The sequence below is a fragment of the Streptomyces sp. CC53 genome (genome assembly GCF_001865245.1).
GTDB lineage: Bacteria > Actinomycetota > Actinomycetes > Streptomycetales > Streptomycetaceae > Streptomyces.
In genome coordinates this window covers 108073-132242 of the sequence record NZ_MKXB01000137.1, presented here as the reverse complement: position 1 = coordinate 132242, position 24170 = coordinate 108073, and the positions used below count along the sequence as shown (strand labels likewise).

Annotated in this window: 23 protein-coding genes; 14 read left to right on the top strand and 9 right to left on the bottom strand. The window is 73.9% G+C overall.

Translation table 11 applies throughout. From position 1 onward, the window contains the following. The first annotated feature begins 45 nt into the window (after positions 1–45). The 3 genes from BJP40_RS13010 to BJP40_RS13000 are packed head-to-tail and all read left to right on the top strand — an operon-like array spanning position 46 to position 2112. On the top strand, positions 46–939 hold the full coding sequence (locus BJP40_RS13010; protein WP_071280515.1) for an AraC family transcriptional regulator: 894 nt from the start codon (positions 46–48) through the stop codon (positions 937–939). A gap of 10 nt (positions 940–949) precedes the next feature. Next, positions 950–1795 carry an AzlC family ABC transporter permease gene (locus tag BJP40_RS13005; protein ID WP_071280497.1) on the top strand — a complete coding sequence of 282 codons (846 nt, stop codon included), beginning with the start codon at positions 950–952 and terminating at the stop codon, positions 1793–1795. Continuing rightward, complete coding sequence (locus BJP40_RS13000; protein WP_071271834.1) at positions 1792–2112, top strand: AzlD domain-containing protein; 321 nt, start codon at positions 1792–1794, stop codon at positions 2110–2112. Before BJP40_RS13005 ends, BJP40_RS13000 begins: the two co-directional genes overlap by 4 nt. 28 nt (positions 2113–2140) lie before the next feature. Here BJP40_RS13000 and BJP40_RS12995 read toward each other — a convergent pair whose 3' ends face one another. Beyond that, positions 2141–3076: a hypothetical protein gene (locus BJP40_RS12995; protein WP_071280514.1), complete on the bottom strand. Its 936-nt coding sequence runs from the start codon at positions 3074–3076 to the stop codon at positions 2141–2143. A gap of 91 nt (positions 3077–3167) precedes the next feature. Between BJP40_RS12995 and BJP40_RS12990 the strand changes: the two genes are divergently transcribed. The 4 genes from BJP40_RS12990 to recX all read left to right on the top strand — a co-directional run bounded on the left by BJP40_RS12990 (position 3168) and on the right by recX (position 7467). Then, positions 3168–3362 (top strand): DUF3046 domain-containing protein, encoded by a 195-nt coding sequence (locus tag BJP40_RS12990; protein WP_071280496.1) that lies wholly within the window; start codon positions 3168–3170, stop codon positions 3360–3362. A 780-nt stretch (positions 3363–4142) separates the two neighbouring features. Beyond that, positions 4143–5390, top strand: coding sequence for an AI-2E family transporter (locus tag BJP40_RS12985; RefSeq protein ID WP_107416766.1), 1248 nt, complete (start codon positions 4143–4145; stop codon positions 5388–5390). Positions 5391–5754: 364 nt separating this feature from the next. Then, positions 5755–6894: a recombinase RecA gene (recA, locus tag BJP40_RS12980; RefSeq protein WP_071280495.1), complete on the top strand. Its 1140-nt coding sequence runs from the start codon at positions 5755–5757 to the stop codon at positions 6892–6894. Positions 6895–6897: 3 nt separating this feature from the next. Then, a complete protein-coding gene (recX, locus tag BJP40_RS12975) occupies positions 6898–7467 on the top strand; it encodes a recombination regulator RecX (RefSeq protein WP_071280494.1) in 570 nt (189 codons plus the stop codon). Between the two features lie 451 nt (positions 7468–7918). Here the strand turns inward: recX and BJP40_RS12970 are convergent, their stop codons facing one another. The 5 genes from BJP40_RS12970 to BJP40_RS12950 form a co-directional block, all read right to left on the bottom strand. Beyond that, the gene (locus BJP40_RS12970; RefSeq protein WP_079171130.1) at positions 7919–9901 is read right to left on the bottom strand and encodes an FAD-dependent monooxygenase; all 1983 of its coding nucleotides are present in this window, start codon (positions 9899–9901) and stop codon (positions 7919–7921) included. Positions 9902–10093: 192 nt separating this feature from the next. Further along, positions 10094–11017, bottom strand: coding sequence for an amino acid ABC transporter permease (locus BJP40_RS12965; protein WP_071280493.1), 924 nt, complete (start codon positions 11015–11017; stop codon positions 10094–10096). Beyond that, entirely contained in the window at positions 11014–11688 is a 675-nt protein-coding gene (locus BJP40_RS12960; RefSeq protein ID WP_071271854.1) for an amino acid ABC transporter permease, read from the bottom strand. Before BJP40_RS12960 ends, BJP40_RS12965 begins: the two co-directional genes overlap by 4 nt. A 124-nt stretch (positions 11689–11812) precedes the next feature. Continuing rightward, on the bottom strand, positions 11813–12631 hold the full coding sequence (locus BJP40_RS12955) for a glutamate ABC transporter substrate-binding protein (protein WP_071280513.1): 819 nt from the start codon (positions 12629–12631) through the stop codon (positions 11813–11815). Between the two features lie 126 nt (positions 12632–12757). Next, a complete protein-coding gene (locus BJP40_RS12950) occupies positions 12758–13543 on the bottom strand; it encodes an amino acid ABC transporter ATP-binding protein (RefSeq protein WP_071271856.1) in 786 nt (261 codons plus the stop codon). 478 nt (positions 13544–14021) lie between these two features. Between BJP40_RS12950 and BJP40_RS12945 the strand changes: the two genes are divergently transcribed. Continuing rightward, complete coding sequence (locus BJP40_RS12945; protein WP_071280492.1) at positions 14022–14744, top strand: response regulator transcription factor; 723 nt, start codon at positions 14022–14024, stop codon at positions 14742–14744. Between the two features lie 84 nt (positions 14745–14828). Next, on the top strand, positions 14829–16250 hold the full coding sequence (locus BJP40_RS12940) for a HAMP domain-containing sensor histidine kinase (protein WP_071280491.1): 1422 nt from the start codon (positions 14829–14831) through the stop codon (positions 16248–16250). Between the two features lie 391 nt (positions 16251–16641). Here the strand turns inward: BJP40_RS12940 and BJP40_RS12935 are convergent, their stop codons facing one another. Beyond that, entirely contained in the window at positions 16642–17658 is a 1017-nt protein-coding gene (locus BJP40_RS12935) for a TAXI family TRAP transporter solute-binding subunit (protein WP_071280490.1), read from the bottom strand. Between the two features lie 143 nt (positions 17659–17801). Between BJP40_RS12935 and miaB the strand changes: the two genes are divergently transcribed. Then, positions 17802–19319 carry a tRNA (N6-isopentenyl adenosine(37)-C2)-methylthiotransferase MiaB gene (miaB, locus tag BJP40_RS12930; protein ID WP_071280489.1) on the top strand — a complete coding sequence of 506 codons (1518 nt, stop codon included), beginning with the start codon at positions 17802–17804 and terminating at the stop codon, positions 19317–19319. A 134-nt stretch (positions 19320–19453) separates the two neighbouring features. Beyond that, positions 19454–20218 carry a class III extradiol dioxygenase subunit B-like domain-containing protein gene (locus tag BJP40_RS12925; protein WP_071280488.1) on the top strand — a complete coding sequence of 255 codons (765 nt, stop codon included), beginning with the start codon at positions 19454–19456 and terminating at the stop codon, positions 20216–20218. Positions 20219–20329: 111 nt separating this feature from the next. On the opposite strand, the gene BJP40_RS12920 is transcribed toward BJP40_RS12925, so the two are convergent. Both BJP40_RS12920 and BJP40_RS12915 read right to left on the bottom strand, forming a co-directional pair. Further along, positions 20330–20578, bottom strand: coding sequence for an antitoxin (locus BJP40_RS12920; RefSeq protein WP_071268321.1), 249 nt, complete (start codon positions 20576–20578; stop codon positions 20330–20332). 45 nt (positions 20579–20623) lie between these two features. After that, positions 20624–21010, bottom strand: a complete 387-nt coding sequence (locus BJP40_RS12915) for a hypothetical protein (RefSeq protein WP_071280487.1) — start codon at positions 21008–21010, stop codon at positions 20624–20626. Between the two features lie 181 nt (positions 21011–21191). Between BJP40_RS12915 and miaA the strand changes: the two genes are divergently transcribed. The 3 genes from miaA to dapF all read left to right on the top strand — a co-directional run bounded on the left by miaA (position 21192) and on the right by dapF (position 24057). Continuing rightward, positions 21192–22130, top strand: coding sequence for a tRNA (adenosine(37)-N6)-dimethylallyltransferase MiaA (gene miaA / locus BJP40_RS12910; protein WP_071280486.1), 939 nt, complete (start codon positions 21192–21194; stop codon positions 22128–22130). Between the two features lie 317 nt (positions 22131–22447). Then, positions 22448–22894, top strand: a complete 447-nt coding sequence (locus tag BJP40_RS12905; protein ID WP_071280485.1) for a hypothetical protein — start codon at positions 22448–22450, stop codon at positions 22892–22894. A gap of 266 nt (positions 22895–23160) precedes the next feature. After that, positions 23161–24057, top strand: coding sequence for a diaminopimelate epimerase (gene dapF / locus BJP40_RS12900; protein ID WP_071280484.1), 897 nt, complete (start codon positions 23161–23163; stop codon positions 24055–24057). Positions 24058–24170 lie beyond the last annotated feature (113 nt).

Genomic DNA, 24170 nt, shown 5'->3' with positions numbered 1-24170 from the left:
CGGGCCGCGGCCCCGGCGGAGGTGCGGACGCGGTCCGCTGCGGCGGTGCAGGGCGCAGCCTCCGCGGACGAGCCGCCGAAGGCCGCCGCGGACACCGCGGAGTGGGCACGCCACTGGCACTACCCCGGTGTGCCCGGCCTCGACCTGCTGCGCGCCCGCTACATACGCCACTCCTTCACCCGCCACGCCCACGAAGGCTTCGTCCTCGGCGCGGTCCGCCGCGGCATCGAGGACGTGGTCCTGCCGCACGGCACCGTCCAGGCGCACCCGGGCACCGTCGTCATGATCAACCCGGAGGTCCCGCACTCCGCCCATGCCGGGGTCCCTGAAGGCTGGGCCTACGCCACGCTCTACCCCTCCAGCGAGCTCGTCGCCGGCATCGCGCAGGAAGAGACCACGCTGCGCGGCACGGTCGGCTTCAAGGAGACGATCGTCGCCGACGAGGACAGCGCCCGCCTGGTGCGCGCCGTCCACCGTGCGGCGGAGGAGGGCAACGCCCTGGCCGCCGACAGCCTGCTGCGCATCGTCGTCGCGCGGCTCCTGCGGCGGCACGGTCAGACCCGGCCGGCCCGCGCCCCGTCGGCCGCCGGAGCCCGTGTGGCCGCCGCCGCGCGGGACGTCCTCCTGGAGCGCATGGCCGACCCGCCGTCCCTGGAGCGGCTCGCCCACGAGCTGGGGACCAGCCCCTTCGCGCTGCTGCGTGCCTTCAAGGCCGCCTACGGGATGCCGCCCCACACATGGCTGACCGACGCACGCGTACGCGCCGCCCGCCGCCTCCTCGACACCGGGACGGCCCCTGCAGAAGCCGCCGTCACCGTGGGCTTCACCGATCAGCCGCACCTCACCCGGCACTTCGCCCGGATCGTGGGTGTTCCGCCCGGTGCGTACCGGAAGGAGCGCGCAAGAACGTACAAGACCGGGGACGCGCGCCGGCCGTAGCGTCCCCGGCGTGGCAGAACAGACAGCACCACCAGACACGTCCCGGGACCTGCGGCCGGCCGCGCCCGCACGGCGCCGCACCTCCGGCGAGCCCACCCCGCCCGCGGCGGGCGACGCGTCCCCGGGGGCCCCGGGGCAGGCGGGGAGCGTCCCGCCCGGCACCACTGCCGCGAGCCGGCCCGACGCGGCCGTCATCCGGGACTCCCTCGGCGTGGGCGTGGCCGTGGGCCTCTCCGGCTTCGCGTTCGGCGTGACCTCGGTCGGCGCGGGGCTGGACCTCCTCCAGACGTGCCTGCTCAGCCTCCTCGTCTTCACGGGCGCCTCGCAGTTCGCGCTCGTCGGCGCACTCGCCGCGGGAGGCAACCCGTTCACCGCCGCGGCGGGCGCCTTCTTCCTCGGCACCCGCAACGCCTTCTACGGGCTGCGCCTCTCCCAGCTCCTCGCCCTGCCCCGTGCCGTCCGCCCCGTCGCCGCGCACTGGGTCATCGACGAGACGACCGCGGTCGCCCTGGCGCAGCCGGACCGGCGCACCGCCCGTCTCGGCTTCACCGTGACGGGCCTCACCCTGTACGTCCTGTGGAACCTCACCACCCTGCTCGGCGGCCTCGGGGCGGAGGCACTCGGGGACACCGACGCGTGGGGCCTGGACGCCGCGGGACCGGCGGCGTTCCTGGCTCTGCTCGCCCCGATGCTCCGCACCGCGACCGAGCGCGCCGTGGCGGGTCTCGCCGTGGTGGTCGGCCTCGGCCTGCTGCCGGTGCTCCCCGCGGGTGTGCCGGTGCTCGCCGCGGCCCTCGCCGCGCCCGCCGTGCTCTGGGCCCGGGGCCGCCGGATCGGGAAGGGCGGCGGCCGATGACCGCGACGACGTCGATCTGGCTGGCCGTCGGCCTCACGGCCGCCGGTTGCTACCTGCTCAAGCTCGGCGGCCTCCTCGTGCCGGCCCAGGTCCTGGAGCGGCCCCTGGTGCAGCGGCTCGCCGCGCTGCTTCCCGTCGCCCTGCTGGCCGCACTGATCGCCCAGCAGACCTTCAGCGCCGGCGGCACCCTGACCGTCGACGCGCGCGCCGCCGGGCTGGGGGCGGCGGCGGTGGCGCTGCTGCTGAGGGCTCCGTTCCTCGTGGTGGTGGCCGTCGCGGTGGCGGTGACGGCAGGGGTCCGCGCGCTCGGCGGTTGACCGCGCGCCCGGGGGCGGGGGAGCCCGGTCAGCGCAGGGGCCGGCCGTGGGCTCGCAGGGTGCGCAGCGCCTCCAGCGTCACGAGCGGGCGGGCCTCCAGGGCCGGACCGGGCGCCCACCGGCGCGAGGTGACCGGCCAGCCGCCGTCCCCCTGCTGTGCCGCAGCCAGGTGGTCCAGGGCCCGCCCCATCTCCTCGTCCGTGAACCACCGGCGGGCCAGCGAGTCCGGCACGCGCGCGTAGTCGTACGCGAAGTGGTGCTCACCCGGGCGGCCGCCGGGCGCCGCCGGCTGCCGCGCCGCCTTCCCCGGTTCCAGCAGCACCAGGCGCCGCTCCCGCACGAGGCGGCCCAGCCGGTCCGCGGCCGCTTCGGCCCGCGCCCGGTCGGGCACGCCGTCCAGGAACGCGACAGCGGCCTCGATCTCGTACGGCTGCGGGGGCCGCACCCCCTGGGTGATCGCGTCCACGGCCGCCCAGCAGAAGTCGGTGGCACGGAACAGCCAGGCGTGCCACACCCGGTTGCGGTGCAGCAGCCCCACCACGGGCCCGGTCGCCCGCAGGTCGCTCCGCGGATCGTCGACGACCGGCACGAACGGTGCCACCGGGTAGCCGCGGGCGGAGGGGCGGACCGGAGGCAGGGCGCCGTCCCGGGTGGAGACCCCCGTCAGGTAGCGGCAGACGCGCTCCGCCCGCGTCCCGTCGCAGCGGCCGATCGAGTCCAGGACGCGCAGCGCGTGTGCGGTGTGCAGGGGCTGGCTCGCGGGCCCCCGCACGTCCGGTTCCAGGGCGTGCCCGTAGCCGCCGTCCCCGTTGGCGTACGCGGTGAGGGCGGCCTCCACGGCGTCGGCTTCACCGTCCAGGAAGTGGTAGGCGAACCTCCGCTGTTCGAGGACGCGCGCCGACAGCCAGACGAACTGCTCGGCGCGTGCGAGGGGAGTCGTGGCGATGTGAGGAGTTCCAGCCATGTGCGGACCCATGCGCCGACCGTAGGGCGGAAAGGCCTTTCGGCAGGCCGGAGGGGCCCGGCTGCACCCTCGGGAGCGGGATACTGGGGCCATGCGGTTGACGACTTTCTGGGAGCGGATGGCGGAGCACTTCGGTGCGGTGTACGCGGAGAGCTTCGCCCGCGACCACGTGATGTCCGAACTGGGGGGTCGGACCGTGTACGGGGCGCTGGAGGCCGGCTGGGAGGCCAAGGACGTGTGGCGGGCCGTGTGCGCGGCCGTCGACGTACCCGCCGACAAGCGCTGACGGTGTCCCGTGGGTGACCGCGGCGACCGCAGGCGGCGGTACGGCGTCCGCGCATGAGGTCGGGTTCCGGCGCGGCGCGCTGCTTCCCTAGGGGCCGGCACCTGCCCCGTGCAGCGCCCACCGGGTGAAGCGCCGACCTGTTGGATGTGGCCGCCGGCGGCGTCGCCCGGCGCTGGCACCGTCCCCGACGGCGCCAGGGGAGGGGTTGTCACGGACGTACGCCACACTTGGCTCGTGGCCCCGACTGACGAGACCCCGAAGACGACCACCGAAGACCCCGGAACGACCGGCGAGCCGACCAGTGGCGCGCCGGTGGGCGGTGCGGCGTCCGGCACCCCGGCCGTCCCGCAGCCCGCACCCGTGCCGACCGCGGCCGCGTCCGGGCAGGCGGTCCGGGATCGGCAGGGCCGACCCGGACCGGCGGCTTCCGCCGACGTACCCGACGACCCCGGGCCGGGGAGCGATCCCCGCACCGAGCCGACGGAAGGGCCCCGCACCGAGCAGACCGGCGCCTCGGGCGCCGGGCACCCCGGTGAGCGGAGCACCGCGTCGTCCACGGCGGAGCCGGCCACCGAGGGCGGTGCGGGGCCGACCGTTCCGGCGGCCAGGACCGACCCGGCGCCCCTCACGGAACCGCCGCGCGGGGCCGGCGCCGGCCCGGCGGTGGAGCCCCCGGCAGGACGGGCCGCGGCCGCCCCGTCGTCCCCGGCACCACCGCTACCCGCGGCCTCCGGGACCACCGGCGGGACAGCGGCCGCGGGCGCCGGGGTGCCCGCGCGCATGCCGCGGTGGCTGCCGCGGGCCATGATCCTCGCGCTGACGCTCTACGCCTGCTTCCAACTCGGGAGCTGGGCCTTCCACCAGCTCATCGGGCTGCTGATCAACATTCTGATCGCCTTCTTCCTGGCCCTGGCCGTCGAGCCGGCGGTCGGGTGGATGGCCGCCCGCGGGATGCGCAGGGGGCTGGCCACCTTCCTGGTCTTCCTGGTCGTGCTCATCAGCAGCGTCGGCTTCGTCGTGCTGCTCGGGTCCATGCTCGCGACCCAGATCGTCGACATGGTCGAGGAGTTCCCCAAGTACATCGACTCCCTCATCGCCTGGATCAACCACACGTTCAGCACGGAGCTGTCCAGGGTCGAGGTCCAGAAGGGGCTGCTGCGCTCGGACACCCTGCGCAGCTACGTCGAGAACAGCGCGAGCGGCGTCCTGGACGTCTCCGCCACGGTCCTCGGCGGGCTCTTCCGCCTTCTGACGATCTTCCTGTTCTCGTTCTACTTCGCGGCCGACGGGCCCCGGCTGCGCCGCGCCCTCTGCTCCGTCCTCCCGCCGCACCGGCAGGCCGAGGTACTGCGGGCCTGGGAGATCGCCGTCGACAAGACGGGCGGCTACCTGTACTCCCGCGGCCTCATGGCGCTGATCTCCGGCGTCGCGCACTACGTGCTGCTCCAGTTCCTCGACGTGCCGTACGCCCCGGCCCTGGCGGTCTGGGTGGGACTGGTGTCCCAGTTCATCCCGACCATCGGCACGTACATGGCCGGTGCGCTGCCCATGCTGCTCGCGTTCACCGTCAACCCCTGGTACGCCCTGTGGGTCCTGGGCTTCGTCGTCGTGTACCAGCAGTTCGAGAACTACGTCCTGCAGCCGAAGCTCACCGCTAAGACGGTGGACATCCACCCCGCCGTCGCCTTCGGCTCGGTCGTCGCCGGTACTGCGCTGCTCGGCGCCGTGGGGGCGTTGATCGCCATCCCGGCGGTCGCCACGCTGCAGGCCTTCCTCGGGGCGTACGTGAAGCGGTACGACGTGACGGAGGATCCGCGGGTGCACGGCCACCGGAGGAACGGAGAGATGGTGCTGGCCCGCCTCCAGCGCGCCCTGCGGGCGAACGCCGCCGCTCTTGCCCCGGAGGACCGCGGCCCCTCCGGGGACTCCGCAGCCCGGCCCGGTGCGGTCGGCGCCGCGGGCACCGGCACGGCCGCGGAGGGCGGCCCCGCTCCGACGCCGGACCGCGGGCGCGGCGGCGGGGGGTGACTCCGCCGGCCCGGCCCACGAGGCCGGCTGCGACCGGGAAGCCACGAGCGGTCCTGCCGGTGGGGCACCGGCCCTCCCGGCCCCCGGTAGCGGTCGGTGCGGGGCGCGCCGCGCGGCCTCCGAAGCCGGGCGGCATGCCGGGCGTCGCCCCCGCGTGCCTCGCTTGACACTAAAATCGAACATCCATTCTTATGGGGTGGATGGCCTGGGCTCCGGGCCATCGAAGCGGCCCTGCGGCACCCGTGACGGGTCGTGACGCTCCGGAGTTATCCACAGGTCGGAGGCACGTCGAGGCGCATTGTCAGTGGTAGGGGTTAGCGTCTTTGACGTGAAGCGATCGACTCAAGCAACCCGGGTGGAACCCATGGCAGCAAGCGACCGCGAGAAGGCGCTCGACGCCGCGCTCGCACAGATTGAACGGCAATTCGGCAAGGGCGCCGTGATGCGCATGGGCGAGCGGTCGAAGGAGCCCATCGAGATCATCCCGACCGGTTCGACGGCCCTCGACGTCGCCCTCGGCGTAGGTGGTCTGCCGCGCGGCCGCGTCGTGGAGATCTACGGCCCCGAGTCCTCGGGTAAGACGACTCTCACCCTGCACGCCGTGGCCAACGCGCAGAAGGCCGGCGGTCAGGTCGCGTTCGTGGACGCCGAGCACGCCCTCGACCCCGAGTACGCCCGGAAGCTCGGCGTCGACGTCGACAACCTGATCCTGTCCCAGCCGGACAACGGCGAGCAGGCCCTGGAGATCGTCGACATGCTCGTTCGCTCCGGTGCCCTCGACCTGATCGTCATCGACTCGGTCGCCGCGCTCGTGCCCAAGGCCGAGATCGAGGGCGAGATGGGCGACTCGCACGTCGGCCTCCAGGCCCGGCTCATGAGCCAGGCCCTCCGGAAGATCACCAGCGCCCTGAACCAGTCCAAGACCACGGCGATCTTCATCAACCAGCTCCGCGAGAAGATCGGCGTCATGTTCGGCTCGCCGGAGACCACGACCGGTGGCCGCGCACTGAAGTTCTACGCCTCGGTCCGGATCGACATCCGCCGTATCGAGACCCTCAAGGACGGCACGGAGGCGGTCGGCAACCGCACCCGCTGCAAGGTGGTCAAGAACAAGGTCGCGCCGCCCTTCAAGCAGGCCGAGTTCGACATCCTCTACGGCGAGGGCATCAGCCGTGAGGGCGGTCTCATCGACATGGGCGTGGAGCACGGCTTCATCCGCAAGGCCGGGGCCTGGTACACGTACGAGGGCGACCAGCTCGGCCAGGGCAAGGAGAACGCCCGCAACTTCCTCAAGGACAACCCCGACCTCGCCAACGAGATCGAGAAGAAGATCAAGGAGAAGCTGGGCGTGGGCGTCCGACCCGATGCTCCCGCGGCCGAGCCCGGCACGGACACGACGGGCACGGCCCCGGCCCCCGCAGCGGGCACCGACGCTGCGAAGGCGGTCCCGGCGCCCGCCGTCAAGGCCGCCAAGGCCACCAAGGCCGCTGCGGCCAAGGGCTAGCCCGTGGCCCGGCGCAGCGAATGGCCGGGCGGCGGCTCCGACCCGTCGAGGGCCGGCAAGGAGCCGCCGCCCCAGGACCCGGCCGAGCGGGCGCGGGCCGTCTGCCTGCGCCTGCTCACCGGGATGCCCCGCACCCGCAAGCAGCTCGCGGACGCCCTGCACCAGCGAGGCATCTCCGACGAAGTCGCTGAGGACGTCCTCTCCCGCTTCGAGGACGTCGGCCTCATCGATGACGCGGCCTTCGCCGGGGCCTGGGTCGAGTCCCGGCACCACGGCCGCGGTCTGGCCCGCCGCGCCCTGGCCCGGGAGCTGCGCACCAAGGGCGTCGACTCGGCACTCATCGACGAAGCCGTGGGTCAGCTGGACCCCGAGCAGGAGGAAGCCACCGCCCGCGCCCTGGTGGAGCGCAAGCTCCGCTCCACCCGGGGGCTGGAACGGGACCGCCGACTCCGCCGCCTCGCCGGCATGCTCGCCCGCAAGGGCTACCCCGAGGGGCTGGCCCTGCGGGTGGTCAGGCAGGCCCTGGAGGAGGAAGGCGAGGAGGTCGACGACCTACACGCCGATCCCTTCTGACCGGGCGGTCCCCCAGGAGTGACGGCCAGGGGGCCCGCCCGCAGCCCCACCACGGGGTCGTTCCGTACCGCGCAGCACCGGCAGCGGCCACCGCCAGGCAACGTCGCCTCCCCTCAGTCCGGTAGCACCGCCTGGTGGAGGCCTGTGTAGTCGGCTGCCGTCGTGCCGGTGCAGACCGCCGCCGCGCTTGCACTCCCGCTGGTCGCCGCCGCCCCCGGGCCGCCGCTGGGCTTCCCAGCGGCGACGGCCACGGCAGCGGTTGCTGCTGAAACCGGTGGTTCCACCGCCGGTGGCCACGGCACCGGTAGCCCTGTCACCCGAGGCCCAGGCGCGCTGCCGCGCCGCCCACCGGGCCGGTGACGGCGGTATCCGTCCCTCCGAGCAGACGCTTACGAGACCGCGCCCACCGTGCCCGCTCCCTTCGGGGCGACACCCACCGCCCCACCGGTTCTCACCGCGCGGCATCCACCGAACCGGCAGCCACCGGACCGGGGCCCGCCGTGCCGGCATCCACCGAGGCGGTGTCCACCGAGGCGGTGCCCGCCGTGCCGGTGGTCGCGGCGCCCGCGGTGACCGGCCCCGTACCCCTTGGGGCGGCGGTGCCCCCAGGGCTGGCGCCTCCCACCTCCCCGACCCGCGGACCCGTGCCCTCCGATGCCGCGCCCTGCCGGCCCGCACCCCGCGAACCCGTGCCCCGCTGCCCCGCGCCCTCCGGCTTCCCGCCGCACGCATCCGGGGCGCCCGGCGCGTCGGTGTCCGGGCGGCCCGGGTGCGGGGCACCATCCGGCGCGCCGCCGCACACCGCCGCAGCCGCGGCATGCAGCGCCGACGCCCGCACGCCGCCCAGTGCGGCCGCCAGATGCCCGTCAGGCCGCACCAGCAGCACCGCGTGGGCCGCCGCCCCGGGGTACGCCTCCGTGACCAGCAGTTCGGCGCGCATCGGCAGGGTGCGCACCGCCTCCGCCAGGCGGGGCATCACACCGGCCCTGACCCAGTGCCGCCGGTCCCACACTCCCGTACCGGGCGCGACCAGCACCACCAGCAGGTCCCCGCCCAACCGGTCGTGCAGCCGCCCCGCCGTACCGTCCGGTGAGGTGACCGGCACGTCCGCGACCAGTGCGCCCGGGGGCGTCCCCACGTCCACGTGCGCCTCGTCGGGGGCCGGCGCGAGCGGCGACAGCGGATACGCGGGGGGCGCCCCGAGCGGGCCCCGCCCCAGGTGCCCGCCGGCCAGCAGGCCCTCATGGCCGCCCCCCAGCCCCGTCCGCAGGGCGCCCCGCAGCCCGCCACCGCCGCGCAGCACGGGAAGGGCCTGGTCCGCGGCGCGCAGCCGGGCGGCCACTGCGGTGCGCCGCTCCGCCTGGTAGCTGTCCAGGAGCACGTCCGACGGGCCTCCGTGCCAGACCTGCACCAGTTTCCACGCCAGGTTCCGCACGTCCCGCAGCCCCTCGTCGAGCCCCTGCGCCCCCACGGCGCCCACCAGGTGCGCGGCGTCCCCGGCGAGGAACACGCGCTCGACGCGCCAGCGGCGGGCGAGCCGGTGGTGCACGGTGTGGACACCCGTGTCGAGCAGGTCGTACGCGGGTGCCGGGCCCCCGCACCAGCCGGACAGGGTCTCCCTGATCCGCCACACCAGGGCGTCCGGGGTGACGAGCTCCCCGTGCGGTGGCAGCAGCCAGTCCAACCGCCAGACGTCGTCCGGCAACGGGCGGGCCGTCACCTCCTCGCCGACACCGCGCCACGGGGGCTGTCGGTGCAGCACGCTCTCGCCGGGCCAGGGGAGTTCGGTGCGGAGCACCGCCACGGCGTGGCGTTCCACCGCCGTGCGCCCCGGGAAGCGGACCTCTAGCAGTTTCCGCACTGTCGACCGGGCGCCGTCGCACCCCACCAGATACGCACCGCGCCACCGGCCGGTCCGGGCGCCGCGCACGTGCGCGGTGACTCCGTGGGCGTCCTGTTCGAGGGCATCGAGCCGGCTGCCGGTGACGACCCGCACGAACGCACCGGCGGGAAGGGACGCGATCGCCTGGCGCAGGGCCCCGGTGAGCAGGTGCTGCGCGATGTGCAGCGGAGACTCCGGGTGGCCGGCGCCCGGTACGGCCGGTTCCCCGGCGGTCCGGTAGCCACCGGCCGGCACGCCGTCATGGGAGGCCGGCGCGCCCGCTGCCGCGAACGGCTCCCGGCGCACCGGTTGCCTGCGCCGCAGCGACCGCCAGCCCGACCAGCGGGCCCCTGCGTCCCGCACGGCCGACGCGCAGCCGAGTCCCTCCACGAACGCCACCGTGTCGGGGCGCAGTACCGCCGTTCGGGCCGGGCGGTGCTCGTCCCGTCCGTCGCCCTCGTCGAGGACGACCGACGGGACCTCCCGGGCGCCGAGCGCCAGGGCGAGCGCGAGCCCGACCGGGCCGGCGCCGACGATGATCACCGGGTCCACGGCGTGACTCCCGGAGCCGGTCGGAGCGGACGGCGAAGGACGGCTGTGGTCCGATATGTGATCACAGAACGTATGCAACCCACTGCCTGTGCTTGCGTCAAGTGACAGGGCAGCGGCGCGCGTACGCACGGAGGAGCGGCAGCCGTCCGGCTGCCGCTCCTCCGTGCGTACGGGTCCTGCGCCGGGTGCGCCTCAGGTGCGCCCGCCGCGGCCCCCGAGCTCGTCGTCGGCCACCTCGGCGGCGACGCCGCCGCCCATGTCGGTGTCGATCTCCGTGATGTCGACGGTCGCGCCGGTGGTCCTCTTCCCGCGCCGGAGCGCGCCCTCCAGCCAGCTCGCGAACTGGGTGAGCGCCGTGTTCACGACGATGAAGATGACGGCGACCACGATCAGCGTGGCGATGATGTTGCTGTAGTTCGCGCTGAGCGTGCGCACCTGGGACATCAGCTCCGCCAGGCCCAGGACCGCACCGCCGAGCGCCGTGTCCTTGACGATGACGACGAGCTGGCTCACCAGCGCCGGGAGCATGGCCGTGACCGCCTGCGGCAGCAGCACGTAGAGCATGGTCTGGCCCTTGCGCATGCCGATCGCCTTGGCGGCGTCGGTCTGGCCATGAGGTAGGGCGAGGATGCCAGCGCGGACGATCTCCGCGATGACGGAGGCGTTGTACAGCACCAGGCCGGTGACGACCGCGTACAGCGGGCGCAGGTCCGAGCCGATGGTGGTGAACTCCCGGTACAGCGCACTCGCGAAGATCATCATCAGCAGGACCGGGATGGCCCGGAAGAACTCCACCACCGTGCCGACGGGTACCCGCACCCAGGCGTGGTCGGAGAGCCGGGCGATGCCCAGCAGCGCACCGAGTGGCAGGGCGATCACCAGGGCGAGAGCCGCCGCCCTGAGCGTCTCGCCGAGTCCCGGCAGCAGGTAGGTGGTCCACACCCGGGAGTCCGTGACGAACGGACTCCACTTCGCCGCGGTGAGCTCGCCCTCGTCCGCCATGACGGAGAGCACCCACCAGGTCCCCAGCGCCAGGACGGCGACGAAGAGCGCCGTGTAGAGGCCGTTCCGCCGCTTGGCCTTGGGGCCTGGCGTGTCGTACAGGACCGAACTCATCGCTTCACCGCCACACGCTTGGCCACCCCGCCGAGAATCAGGCCGGTGGGGAGGGTGAGAACGACGAATCCGAGGGCGAAGACGCCGAAGACGGCGAACAGCGCGTCGGTTTCGTTCTCCATCATGGTCTTCATCAGGTTCGCGGCCTCGGCCACACCGATGGCGGCCGCGACGGTGGTGTTCTTCGTCAGGGCGATCAGCACGTTGGCCAGCGGGGCCACCACCGAGCGGAACGCCTGCGGCAGCACGATCATTCGGAGGACCTGCGTGAAGCTCAGCCCCAGCGCGCGAGCGGCCTCCGCCTGTCCCACCGGCACCGTGTTGATACCGGAGCGCAGCGCCTCGCAGACGAACGTCCCGGTGTAGGCGACGAGGCCCAGGACGGCCATGCGGAAGCCGATCGTCTTGAAGTCGTCGCCGGCCAGCGTGAACTTGAGCGTCTGGTGGAGGCCCAGGGAGCAGGCCACGATGATGATCGTCAGCGGGGTGTTGCGCACCAGGTTCACGTACGCGGTGCCGAAGGCCCGCATCACCGGAACCGGGCTCACCCGCATGCCTGCCAGCAGCGTGCCCCAGATCAGCGACCCCACCGCCGAGTAGAAGGTCAGCTGGACCGTCACCCAGAAGGCGCCGAGCAGGTCGTACTGCGGATTGTCTAGGAAGTCGAACACGTTGACCCGCGCTCTCCCCTGGTCGGATCGTGGGGTACGCCGTCGGCTCCGGCCGGAGCCGACGGCGCCTCACCCTGGCTGCTGGTTCTGTCCGTTGGCCGCTGCGTCAGCCGCGGCCTTCAGCTCACTTCTCGGTGATCGCGGGAGCGGGCTCGGGCTTGTAGGCGGCCGGGCCCAGGTTCTTCTCGACGAACTTGTCCCAGGAACCGTCCGACGTCATCTTCTCCAGCGCCGCGTTGACCTTCTCGCGGAGCTCGGTGTCGCCCTTCTTGAGGCCGATGCCGTAAGGCTCGTCGCTCAGCTTCAGACCGGTGAGCTTGAACTTGCCCTTGTACTGGTCCTGTGCCGCGTAGCCGGCCAGGATCGAGTCGTCCGTCGTCAGGGCGTCGACCGTGCCCTTCTCCAGACCCGAGAGGCACTCGGAGTAGCCGCCCTGCTCCAGCAGGTCGGCCTTGGGGGCCAGCTTCTCCTTGACGTTCTGCGCCGAGGTCGAGCCGGTGACCGAGCAGAGCTTCTTGGTGTTGAGGTCCTCGGCCTTGGTGATCGAGGACTCGTCGGCGCGCACCAGCAGGTCCTGGTGGGCCAGGAAGTACGGGCCGGCGAAGTCGACGACGGCCTTGCGCTTCTCGTTGATCGTGTAGGTGGCGGCGACGAACTTCACGTCGCCGTTCTTGATCAAGTTCTCGCGCTCGGCGCTCGGCGCCTGCTTCCACTCGATCTGGTCGGCGTCGTAGCCCAGCTCCTTCGCGACGTACGTGGCGACGTCGACGTCGAAGCCGGTGTACTTGCCGTCCGGGGTCTTCAGGCCCCATCCGGGCTGGTCGAACTTGATGCCGATGGTGATCTTGTCACCGTCGGATCCGCTGCCGGAGCCACAGGCGGTCGCCGTGAGAGAGAGGGTCAGCACCGCGGCGAGGGCCGCACTGGTCTTGCGGAACTGCATGGTGAACATCCCTTGTGTCGTGGATCGGCCGTGGTCCGGAATCCGGGGCCTCGGATAGGGGGTGACCGGCGTGATGGGGGTGACCGGTGCGGCGGCACCGCCCGGGGGCGGGCGGGCCGGCGACTCTCAGTGGTGCAGGATCTTCGACAGGAAGTCCTTCGCGCGGTCGCTGCGCGGGTTGCTGAAGAACTGGTCGGGCGCCGCTTCCTCGACGATGCGGCCGTCGGCCATGAAGACCACGCGGTTGGCGGCCGAGCGGGCGAAGCCCATCTCGTGGGTCACGACGACCATCGTCATGCCCTCGCTCGCCAGCTGCTGCATGACCTCCAGGACCTCGTTGATCATCTCCGGGTCGAGTGCCGACGTGGGCTCGTCGAAGAGCATCACCTTCGGGTCCATCGCCAGGGCCCGCGCGATGGCGACGCGCTGCTGCTGGCCGCCGGAGAGCTGCGCGGGGTACTTGTCGGCCTGCGTGCCGACGCCCACGCGGTCCAGCAGGGCCCGTCCCTTCTCCTCGGCCTTCTTCTTGTCCGTCTTGCGGACCTTCACCTGGCCCAGCATGACGTTCTCCAGAACCGTCTTGTGGGCGAACAGGTTGAACGACTGGAAGACCATGCCGACATCGGCCCGGAGCCTCGCGAGTTCCCTGCCCTCGTCGGGCAGCGGCTTGCCGTCGATCGTGATCGTTCCCGAGTCGATCGTCTCCAGCCGGTTGATGGTGCGGCACAAGGTGGACTTGCCGGACCCGGAGGGGCCGATCACGACCACGACCTCGCCCCGGGCGATGGTCAGGTCGATGTCCTGCAGCACGTGCAGCGCGCCGAAGTGCTTGTTGACATTGCTCAGCACCACCAGGTCGCCGGCCGTGGCTGCGGTGCCCTCCGCGCCCTTGGTCACTGACACTCCGCTCATCGGCCTCTCGCTTCCGTCCTGCTCGGGTTGCAGAGGACATTAGGCTCGGCCCGCACGCAGCGTCATCACATCTGAGCGGAAATTGAGCATAACGATCCGGCTGCAACCGGACACTCCGCGTGAAGGGGGAAGTGTGCCGAAACGACCCCCTGTACCGGCTGCATAACGGATTCCGTGCCGCAGGGGGACGCCCCTTGACGACGGGCCCCGGCATCGGGGTTCATGCCTGGGTACAGCCACGTCCCGCAGGGCTGCCCCGCACGGGCCGGCGACCAGCGCCACGCATCCTGACCACGTGCGTGCGACCCACCGCCCGCGCACAGCCGTACGAGCGGCACGGACCCGTACGGCCCCGAGCGCAGCGGCACGGAACCGTGCGCACGCGCCACACCGCTGTTCGGCGTGGCGGGGACCGCGGCGGCACCGGCCCGGGCCGGGCGTTGTACGCGAACGCGATCCACCTTCGGAGGGGGCCCAGATGAGACTGCTGCTTGTCGAGGACGACGACCACGTCGCCGCGGCCCTGACCGCGATCCTCAGCCGCCACGGCTTCGCGGTCACGCACGCCAGGAACGGCGAGGAGGCCCTCAAGGCGGTCCTGCCGTCGGGGGACGCCGGGCGGGCGCCGTTCGGCGTCGTCCTGCTCGACCTCGGCCTGCCCGACCAGGACGGCTATCAGGTCTGCGGCAAGCTGCGGAAGCTCACCAGCACCCCCGTGATCATGGTCACCGCGCGCAGCGACGTCCGCTCGCGCATCCACGGACTCAACCTCGGGGCGGACGACTACGTCGTCAAGCCGTACGACACGGGGGAGCTGCTCGCCCGGATCCACGCCGTCAGCCGGCGCACCGCCGGTGGCGGTACGGACCCCGAGGACACCGGATCCACCCCCCTGCCCGCGGGCGCCGCCGCACCCCTCCGGCTGGGCGCCGTCGAGGTCGAGCTGCCGACCCGCCGGGTCAGCGTGCGGGGCGCGGTCGTCCAGCTCACCCGCAAGGAGTTCGACCTGCTGGCGCTGCTCGCCCAGCGGCCCGGGGTGGTCTTCCGCCGGGAGCAGATCATCAGCGAGGTCTGGCGCACCAGCTGGGAGGGCACCGGCCGCACCCTGGAGGTCCATGTCGCCTCCCTGCGCGCCAAGCTGGGCACGCCCGCGCTCATCGAGACCGTGCGCGGCGTGGGCTACCGGCTGGTCGCCCCGTAGGGTGGCAGCAGCCGGACCGGCGGACACCCGTGCCCGCCACCGGCCCCCACACCGGACCCCAGACAACGAAACGACCAGCGACCCGTGCGTACGCGTCTCCTCCCGCTGCTCATCGTCCTGATGGCCGGTGTCCTGCTCGCCCTCGGCTTCCCGCTCGCCGGCAGCCTGGCCGCGGCCCACCAGCAGGGCGTCGTCGTCGACCGCATCGACGACACCGCCCGCTTCGCGGCCCTCGCCCAGTACGTCACCGAGACCGGCCCCGGCACCGGCGAGCGCCGCGCGACGCTCCAGGCCGAACTCCACCGGTACCACGAGGTGTACGGCATCGACGCGGGCGTCTTCGACCGCGACGGCAACGCCCTGGTCGCCGCCCCGCAGGGCTGGCGCATACCTGCCGGGGGAGAGGTGCGCCGCGCGTTCGGCGAGGCCCTCCTCGGCCGTCGCTTCCACGACCCGCCCCAGGTGTGGCCCTGGCAGCCCGAAGCCCGGCTGTCCGTCGCCTCACCCGTCGTACGGGACGGAGACGTCGTCGCCGTCGTGGTCACCGACTCGCCCACGGGGCCGCTGCGCTCCCGCATCCTGCACGGCTGGCTGCTGCTGGCGGCGGGGGAGTGCGCCGCGATGCTGCTCGCCGTCGGCGCGGCCTTCCGCCTCACCGGCTGGGTGCTCAAGCCGGTGCGCGTCCTGGACGCGGCCACCCACGGCATCGCCACCGGACAGCTCAACTCGCGGGTCGCGCCCGCCGGGGGCCCGCCGGAACTGCGGCGCCTGGCGCGGTCGTTCAACGAGATGGCCGACCACGTCGAGGAGGTCCTGGAGCAGCAGCGGGCCTTCGTCGCGGACGCCTCGCACCAACTGCGCAACCCGCTCGCCGCCCTGCTGCTGCGCATCGAACTCCTCGCCCTCGAACTGCCCGAAGGCAACGAGGAGATCGCGTCCGTCCGGACGGAGGGGAAGCGCCTGGCGCAGGTCCTGGACGACCTGCTGGACCTGGCCCTCGCCGAACACGCCTCAGCCGACCTGCAGCTGACCGACATAGGGCTGCTGGCCACCGAGAGGGTGGCCGCGTGGCGCCCGCTCGCGGAGGAGAAGGGTGTCCGCCTGACCGGTTGCGGCGCCTGTGCCGTCACCGCCTGGGCAGACCCGGTGGCCCTGTCCAGCGCCCTGGACGCGGTGATCGACAACGCGCTGAAGTTCACGCCGGAGGGGGAGGAGGTCACCGTCGAGGTCGGGGCGCGCGGGGACACGTCCACCATCGTCGTGGCCGACCACGGGCCGGGCCTCACGGACGACGAGCTCGAACGGATAGGTGACCGCTTCTGGCGCAGCGGCCGGCACCAGAACGTCAGGGGCTCCGGACTCGGGCTGTCCATATGCCGCACGCTGCTGGCCGCGGGCGGCGGCTCGATGACCTATGCGCACAACGAGCCCCGGGGGCTGCGCGTGACCGTCGCCGTGCCGCGCACGGCCCCGGCGGAGACGGCCGCGGCACCAGCCGGGGTCTGACGGCCGACCGCCCCGGCCCGGCGCCCGACACGGGCTCCTGCCCCGACGGACGGCCGCCGGGCGGCATCAGCGGGCGGCGGGCTGCGGCGGCAGGTGCCGCAGGGGCGGCCGGGGCAGAGGCAGCGGCCCGCGGGCGCCCCTGCTGCGTGCCCCGCGGGCGCCCCTGCCCCGCCCGCCGCCCCCGCCGCCATGCCGTCCCGGCGGACGTGGGGGCCGTGCCACGGGGTGGGTGAGAGCCGGTCCGGCGGGCCGGCCCGGGCCCTCGGGCGGGAGCCGGGGTCAGGCCGTTGCTCTGCCGGGGTCGGGCTCAGCGGACCGGGCGACATGGGGCCGTGCCACGGGGTGGGTGAGAGCCGGTCCGGCACAGGCGGCCCTGGCCTCGCCGGTCGGCTCACGGCTTCACCGAGCGGTAGTAGCGCCGCGCGCCCTCGTGCAGGGGCAGCGGATCGGTGTAGATCGCGGTGCGCAGGTCCACCAGCTGCGCCGGGTGCACTTCGTGGCCGATCCGGTCCCGGCTCCGTATCACGGTCCGGGTGACCCCCTCGGCGAGTGCGGGGTCCATCTCCTCCATGGTGACGAGGAGGTTCGGTACCGCCACCGTCTCCACGGGCTCGCCGCCCTGCGCGGCGGGGTACGCGTCGGCCGGGATCGTGGCCGTACGGAAGTAGCGGCTCGGTCCGCCGCTCCTGCGGGCCGCCTCGACGACCTCCTCCTCCAGCGGGAGGAGCCGCACGGGGAACCGCTCGGAGAGCCGCTTCACCGCGCTCGTCGGCAGCCCGCCCGACCAGAAGAACGCGTCCAGCCGCTTCTGCTCCATCAGCGCCGGCATCGTGTCGATCCCGGCGGAGACGGACTCCACGTCCACGGCCGGGTCCAGCCCGGCGGCGAGCAGCAGCCGGTCCGCCAGGAGCCGCACCCCGGACCCCTCCTGGCCGACTCCCACGCGCAGACCCCGCAGCTCCCGTGTGGACCGCACCGGCGAGTCCTCCGGCACGACGAGCTGCACGTAGTCGTCGTACAGCCGGGCGCAGCCCCGCAGCCTGGAGGCGCCGGGGCGCCCCTCGGACAGGTACGTGGCGACGGCGTCGGCCGTGGCGATGGTGAAGTCCGCCTCGCCGGACGCCAGCCGGGCCAGGTTCTGCTGCGAGCCCTCGCTGTCGCGCAGCCCGGTCGCCACGTCGGGCAGGTTCCGCCGCAGCGCCTCCTGCAGGAGCTCCCCGTACCGCTGGTACACGCCCGACGGGACCCCGGTGCTGAAGGTGATCCGCCCTTCGGGCCGCGGCGCGCGGTCCGGTACCCACCACCACAGGAACACGGCGAGCACCACCAGCAGCACGGCGGGGGCCTGGAAGGCCCGGCGGCGGCCGAGGCGGGCAAGCCGATGGAGGGGGTGAGGGACGGCAGGCATGGCGCGATCCTGCCAGTCGGCCCGCCGTAGGGGAACCTCGGCGGTGTCCCCCGGGCACGACTCCCGCACCCGCCTGTGGCGCACGCCACAGGCGGTGGGCGGCTGGGGGCGGGGGTGTCGGTGCGACCGCCTACCCTTGTCCCATGACCAGCAGCGACCGGAGCCAGGCAGTGGACGTCACACGAACCTACGCAGTGCGCACCTACGGGTGCCAGATGAACGTCCACGACTCCGAGCGCCTCTCCGGCCTGCTGGAGGACGCCGGATACGTCCGGGCACCGGAGGACGCCGAGGGCGAGGCCGACGTCGTCGTCTTCAACACCTGCGCGGTCCGCGAGAACGCCGACAACAAGCTGTACGGCAACCTCGGCCGCCTCGCTCCGGTCAAGGCCCGCAGGCCCGGCATGCAGATCGCGGTCGGCGGATGCCTGGCGCAGAAGGACCGCGACACCATCGTGAAGAAGGCGCCGTGGGTGGACGTCGTCTTCGGCACGCACAACATCGGCAAGCTGCCGGTCCTCCTGGAGCGCGCCCGCGTCCAGGAGGAGGCGCAGGTCGAGATCGCGGAGTCCCTGGAGGCGTTCCCCTCGACCCTGCCCACGCGTCGCGAGTCGGCGTACGCGGCCTGGGTGTCGATCTCCGTCGGGTGCAACAACACCTGCACCTTCTGCATCGTGCCCGCCCTGCGCGGCAAGGAGAAGGACCGCCGCCCCGGCGACATCCTCGCCGAGATCGAGGCCCTCGTCGGCGAGGGCGTCTCCGAGATCACCCTGCTCGGCCAGAACGTCAACGCGTACGGCTCCGACATCGGCGACCGCGAGGCGTTCAGCAAGCTCCTGCGGGCCTGCGGCCGGATCGAGGGCCTGGAGCGGGTCCGCTTCACCTCCCCGCACCCCCGCGACTTCACCGACGACGTCATCGCGGCGATGGCCGAGACGCCGAACGTGATGCCGCAGCTGCACATGCCGCTCCAGTCCGGCTCGGACACGGTCCTGAAGGCGATGCGCCGCTCGTACCGTCAGGAGCGCTTCCTCGGCATCATCCGCAAGGTCCGGGAGTCCATCCCGGACGCGGCGATCTCCACGGACATCATCGTGGGCTTCCCCGGGGAGACCGAGGAGGACTTCGAGCAGACCCTGCACGTGGTCCGCGAGGCCAGGTTCGCCCAGGCGTTCACCTTCCAGTACTCCAAGCGCCCCGGCACCCCGGCCGCCGAGATGGACGACCAGATCCCGAAGGCGGTCGTGCAGGCGCGCTACGAGCGGCTGGTCGCACTCCAGGAGGAGATCTCCTGGGAGGAGAACAAGAAGCAGGTCGGCCGCACCGTCGAGGTGATGGTCGCCGAAGGCGAGGGCCGCAAGGACGACGCCACCCGCCGGTTGTCCGGCCGCGCCCCCGACAACCGGCTGGTCCACTTCACCAAGCCCGGCCAGGAGGTGCGCCCCGGCGACGTCGTGACCGTGGAGATCACGTACGCGGCGCCGCACCACCTGCTGGCCGAGGGACCCGTGACCGCTGTCCGCCGGACCCGCGCGGGAGACGCCTGGGAGAAGCGGAACGCAGCGGAGGCGGCCAGGCCCGCGGGGGTCATGCTCGGCCTGCCCCAGGTCGGCATCCCGGCCCCGCTGCCGCCGGCGACCTCCCGCTGCGCCGTCGACTGACCCGGTCCGCCCGGCCGGACCCGCCCGGCTCCGGGGGCCGGCCGCACCGTCCACCGGCAGCGGCCCCGGCCGGGGCGGGGCCGTTCGGCCCATCCGGCGGGGAGGCGCCGGCCGCGTTGGCTACGCTGCGGATCATGCTTGTCGCCGCCGCCGTGTGCCCCTGCCCGCCCCTGCTCGTCCCCGAGGTCGCCGCAGGCGCCGCGTCCGAGCTTGACGCGGCACGTGCCGCCTGCCTGGACGCCCTCGGGGTGCTGGCCGCCTCGCGCCCCGACCGGCTGGTCGTGGTCGGGACCGATCCACGCGCCGCCACCTCCGAGGCCGCCGGAGGTGCCCTGAGCTACCCGGAGGGGACCTCGGGCGGCTTCCAGGGCTTCGGCGTCGATCTGGACGTCATGCTCGGTCCCGGCGGGACGGCGGTGGAGCCCGCCGGGCCGACGTCCGGCCCGGTGGGGGGCCCGCCCCTGCCCGACTCCCTCGCCGTGGGCGCGTGGCTGCTCGGGCGCGCCGACTGGTCGGACGCCCCCGTGGAAGGGCTGGGCGTGGACGAGCGGCTCGCCCCCGGGCGCTGCGCCGCACGGGGCCGGGAGATCGCCGACCGTGCCCCCCGCGTCGCCCTGCTGGTCCTGGGCGACGGCAGTGCCTGCCGCACCGTCAAGGCTCCCGGCTACCTCGACGAGCGGGCCGGCGGGTTCGACGCGGACGCGGCGCGCGCCCTCGCCGCAGCGGACACGGCCGCCTTGGCGGCGCTCGACCCCGCACTCGCGCACGAGCTGAAGGCGGCCGGGCGCGCCCCCTGGCAGGTCCTGGCCGGGGCGGCCCGGGAGGCCGGCCTGGCGGGCCGCCTCCTGTACGACGACGCCCCCTACGGCGTCGGCTATCTGGTGGCCGCCTGGTCCTGACCGGGCCCCGCGGCGTGATCCGGCACGGATCCGGAGGCCGGCAACGACGACGGCGGGCGGCCGCGGAGCGTCAGGTGCCCCACGGCCGCCCGCCGTCGTCGGCAGGCCGGTTCAGGTGGCGGGCGGCGGCTCTGGTGGAGTGCTCCCGCCGTTCCGGTGGGACAACCGGTCCATCGCGTGCCTGGCCTTGCCGGTGCCCGACTCGATCTTGTCGCTGTACTTGCCCTTGGTCTTCCGGTCGACGGCCTGCGCGGCCCTGTCGATGCCGTGGTCGATCCGGTCGCCGTGCTGCCGGGCGAACCCGGCGACCCTCTCCCTGGCCGGACCCATCCTGGCCTTCAGCGAATCCACGATGCCCATGGCCCACCTTCCTCTGAACGACCTGCGGGAGGTCACCGCGCGGGTCTACCTGCGGGCGCTGTCCGGAGCCTCGCTGTCCGCCGCCTCCTCGGCGGACTGCTGCCGGGGGATGCCCGGGGACTCGCCCGCCGCCTCCTCGGCGGGCGACGAGGACTCCCCGCGGGTCGCGGCCCCGCCCGCGGAGCCCACCGAGGCGTCCGTGGTGCTCGCGGAGGCGTCCGGCTCCGCACGCTCCTCGGCCACACCGGACGCCGGCTCGGCCTGGGTCCGCGCGTCCCCGTCCTCGCTCGTCGACGCTGCGGTCACCTCGTCCTCGCCCCGGCCGTCCTCCGGTCCGGGTTCCGCGCTGACCGCCTCGGCCCCGGCCGCTTCACCGGTCGTGGCCGCGGCCTCCTGCTCACTCTTCCGGCGAAACCATCCAAAAACGCCCATATCCACTCCATAGCGTACTCGTGTGGGCGAAATCCCGTGCCGGTCGGAGCGTCCCCTTGCTGCGCCCGGTGGGGCCGGCCCGTGAACCGGCGGTCGGGACCTCGCAACTGGCAACGACAAGCCGTCGGCGGTGTCACGTAGCTCGTTCGGGTAATGCTGCGGGGTTTGGGAGACTGGGCCGGTGAGCACCGCAACCCCCGCCCCCCGCGTCATCGCCGTCGTCGGCCCCACCGCCGCAGGAAAGTCCGACCTGGGCGTCCATCTGGCCCAGCGGCTCGGCGGCGAGGTCGTCAACGCCGACTCCATGCAGCTGTACCGGGGGATGGACATCGGCACCGCGAAGTTGACCCCGGCGGAACGCGGCGGCGTCCCGCACCGCCTGCTGGACATCTGGGACGTCACCGAGACCGCGAGCGTCGCCGAGTACCAGCGGCTCGCCAGGGCGGAGATCGACCGGCTCCTCGCCGAAGGCCGCACCCCCGTCCTCGTCGGCGGCTCCGGCCTCTACGTACGCGGTGCCATCGACGCCCTGGAGTTCCCCGGCACCGACGCCGGCGTGCGGGCCGCCCTGGAAGCCGAGCTGGCCGAGCGGGGCTCCGGCGTCCTGCACGCCCGGCTCGCCGGCCTCGACCCGGACGCGGCGCGCGCGATCCTGCCGAGCAACGGCCGTCGGATCGTCCGCGCGCTGGAGGTCATCGAGATCACCGGCAGGCCGTTCACCGCGAACCTCCCCGGGCCCGACCCGGTCTACGACACGGTCCAGATCGGCGTCGACGTCGAGCGGCCCGAGCTCGACGCCCGCATCGCCGCCCGCGTGGACCGCATGTGGGAGGACGGCCTCGTCGACGAGGTGCGCGCCCTGGAGGCGCAGGGCCTGCGCGACGGCCGCACCGCCTCCCGGGCCCTCGGCTACCAGCAGGTCCTCGCCGCGCTGGCGGGGGAGTGTACCGAGCAGGAGGCCCGCGAGGAGACCATCCGCGCGACCAAGCGCTTCGCCCGCCGTCAGGACTCCTGGTTCCGCCGCGACCCGCGGGTCCGGTGGCTCGGCGGGGGCGCCGCCGACCGCGGGGAACTCCCGGGGCGTGCCCTCACGTTGGTCGAACGAGCGGTTACAGCCTGATCACGTGATGGCATCGGGACGCTCCGGCCGTCAGATCGACGTGCGTGGCCGTGCCATCATCGAGCATCGATCGACCAGTGAATCCGACGTGGGGAGGGCGCGTGGCGATGGAGGCCGGCCCTCGCGACAGAGAACGGCGGGACACACCGGACAGCCTGGACACGTCCGAGGAGCACACGCCCGAGGCGTCGGACACACCTGCGCGCACAGGGCCTTCCGGAGCGTCAGGTCCGGACGCGGCGGCGTCCGCTGAAGCCCCGGCAGCGACCGGCGCGCCCGAGACGCAGGCGGCACCAGGGACATCGGGAGGAATCGGAGTGGCGGACACGCCCGAGGTCTCCGCGGTGTCCCGCGTGCACGCGGCCCCGCAGCTGAGCCCGGACGGACCCGAGCTCGACGAGGACGGCACGCAGGAGATCACCCCGGACGAGGTCGAGGTCGAGCTGCGCCCGCAGGGGCGGCTGAGGGTGTGGCAACTGGCCCCGATCGTCGGACTCGGCGCACTCGGCTCCCTGATGTTCGCCTTCCCGCTCGCCTTCGGTTCGGGGGACGGGGGCGCCGTCCTCGCCATGCTGGGCCTCCTGCTGACCGGCTGCGCGGCGGGCTGGGGCATGATGGCCGCCCGCCGCGTCGGATACACCTGGCCCGGCCTCCCGGCCCGCGGCTCCGGCGAACGCCCGGACTGGCGGGTCATCGCCCTGTACGTCGCCGCGGTGACCGTCCTCGTCACCCTTGCCGTCTGGCGCGTGGCCCGCCTCCGCTGACCGGCCTCCCCCGCGTGGCCGGCACGCTCCGGACCTGACGTGACCGCCCCGCAGCCTCCGCTCCGGTCCACCCGCGCCTCCGCCGGGCGACACGCGCCTGCGGCATCGGTGGCCCGCGTTCCGCACCTCGCGGCGCGGGAAGCCCCGCCGGCCGCGGCCCCCGCAGCAGCCCCGTGCCCCGGTGACGGGGGCCGGGCGCCGACGCCCGTCGATGCCGCCGTCCAGCCGACGGACGGCCGAGCCGGCGGCCGCACCCGCCCCGTACGATGGAACGCGTGAGCACCGCACCCACCGCCGTCACCCCCCGCCTCGCATTCCTCAAGGGTCACGGCACGGAGAACGACTTCGTGATCGTGCCCGACCCGGACAACGCCACCGAGCTGTCCGCTGCCCTCGTCGCCCGGCTCTGCGACCGCCGGGCCGGCATCGGCGGCGACGGGGTGCTGCACGTGGTGCGGTCCGCCGCACACCCCGAGGCGCGGCACATGGCCGACGAGGCCGAATGGTTCATGGACTACCGCAACGCCGACGGCTCGGTCGCGGAGATGTGCGGCAACGGCGTACGGGTCTTCGCCCGCTACCTGGAGCACGCCGGCCACGCGACCGCGGGCGATGTCGCCGTCGCCACGCGCGGCGGCGTCAAGCAGGTCCACCTCGCGAAGAACGGCGACGTCACCGTCTCCATGGGCCGCGCGGTGCTGCCCCGCGACGGGGTCACCGTCACCGTCGACGGCCGCAGCTGGCCGGCCCGCAACGTCAACATGGGCAACCCGCACGCCGTCGCCTTCGTCGAGGACCTTGCGCACGCCGGCGACCTGCACGCGGAACCGCCGTACAGCCCGGGTCACGTCTACCCGGACGGCGTCAACATCGAGTTCGTCGCCGACCGCGGCCCCCGCCACGTGGCCATGCGCGTCCACGAGCGCGGCGCCGCCGAGACCCGCTCCTGCGGTACCGGTGCCTGCGCCGTCGCCGTCGCCGCGGCCCGCCGCGACGGCGCCGACCCCGCCGAGACCGGCACCCCGGTGACGTACACCGTGGACGTCCTCGGCGGCACCCTCACCATCACCGAGCACCCCGACGGCGAGATCGAGATGACCGGGCCCGCCGTCATCGTCGCCGAGGGCACCGTCGAGCCCTCCTGGCTGGGCACCCCCGCGTAAGGGACGCCCCGGCACGCCCGGGTGGGCGGCACAGCGCGCCCCCGCCTGTCACACAGCGAAACCGCACCCGCGAAAACCTCGCTCGAATGGGTGATCCCGTTCACGCTGGGCGA

What these genes read in the sequence shown, in the direction of transcription:
- BJP40_RS12945 (WP_071280492.1), top strand. Translation starts at nt 14,022, where the DNA reads ATGAGACTGCTGCTTGTCGAGGACGACGACCACGTCGCCGCGGCCCTG.
- BJP40_RS12935 (WP_071280490.1), bottom strand. Translation starts at nt 17,658, where the DNA reads ATGCCTGCCGTCCCTCACCCCCTCCATCGGCTTGCCCGCCTCGGCCGC.
- BJP40_RS12925 (WP_071280488.1), top strand. Translation starts at nt 19,454, where the DNA reads ATGCTTGTCGCCGCCGCCGTGTGCCCCTGCCCGCCCCTGCTCGTCCCC.
- BJP40_RS12995 (WP_071280514.1), bottom strand. Translation starts at nt 3,076, where the DNA reads ATGGCTGGAACTCCTCACATCGCCACGACTCCCCTCGCACGCGCCGAG.
- BJP40_RS12990 (WP_071280496.1), top strand. Translation starts at nt 3,168, where the DNA reads ATGCGGTTGACGACTTTCTGGGAGCGGATGGCGGAGCACTTCGGTGCG.
- BJP40_RS12915 (WP_071280487.1), bottom strand. Translation starts at nt 21,010, where the DNA reads ATGGGCGTTTTTGGATGGTTTCGCCGGAAGAGTGAGCAGGAGGCCGCG.
- BJP40_RS12965 (WP_071280493.1), bottom strand. Translation starts at nt 11,017, where the DNA reads ATGAGTTCGGTCCTGTACGACACGCCAGGCCCCAAGGCCAAGCGGCGG.
- BJP40_RS12985 (WP_107416766.1), top strand. Translation starts at nt 4,143, where the DNA reads ATGCCGCGGTGGCTGCCGCGGGCCATGATCCTCGCGCTGACGCTCTAC.
- BJP40_RS13000 (WP_071271834.1), top strand. Translation starts at nt 1,792, where the DNA reads ATGACCGCGACGACGTCGATCTGGCTGGCCGTCGGCCTCACGGCCGCC.
- BJP40_RS12950 (WP_071271856.1), bottom strand. Translation starts at nt 13,543, where the DNA reads ATGAGCGGAGTGTCAGTGACCAAGGGCGCGGAGGGCACCGCAGCCACG.
- BJP40_RS12955 (WP_071280513.1), bottom strand. Translation starts at nt 12,631, where the DNA reads ATGCAGTTCCGCAAGACCAGTGCGGCCCTCGCCGCGGTGCTGACCCTC.
- dapF (WP_071280484.1), top strand. Translation starts at nt 23,161, where the DNA reads ATGGAACGCGTGAGCACCGCACCCACCGCCGTCACCCCCCGCCTCGCA.
- recA (WP_071280495.1), top strand. Translation starts at nt 5,755, where the DNA reads ATGGCAGCAAGCGACCGCGAGAAGGCGCTCGACGCCGCGCTCGCACAG.
- BJP40_RS12920 (WP_071268321.1), bottom strand. Translation starts at nt 20,578, where the DNA reads ATGGGCATCGTGGATTCGCTGAAGGCCAGGATGGGTCCGGCCAGGGAG.
- miaB (WP_071280489.1), top strand. Translation starts at nt 17,802, where the DNA reads ATGACCAGCAGCGACCGGAGCCAGGCAGTGGACGTCACACGAACCTAC.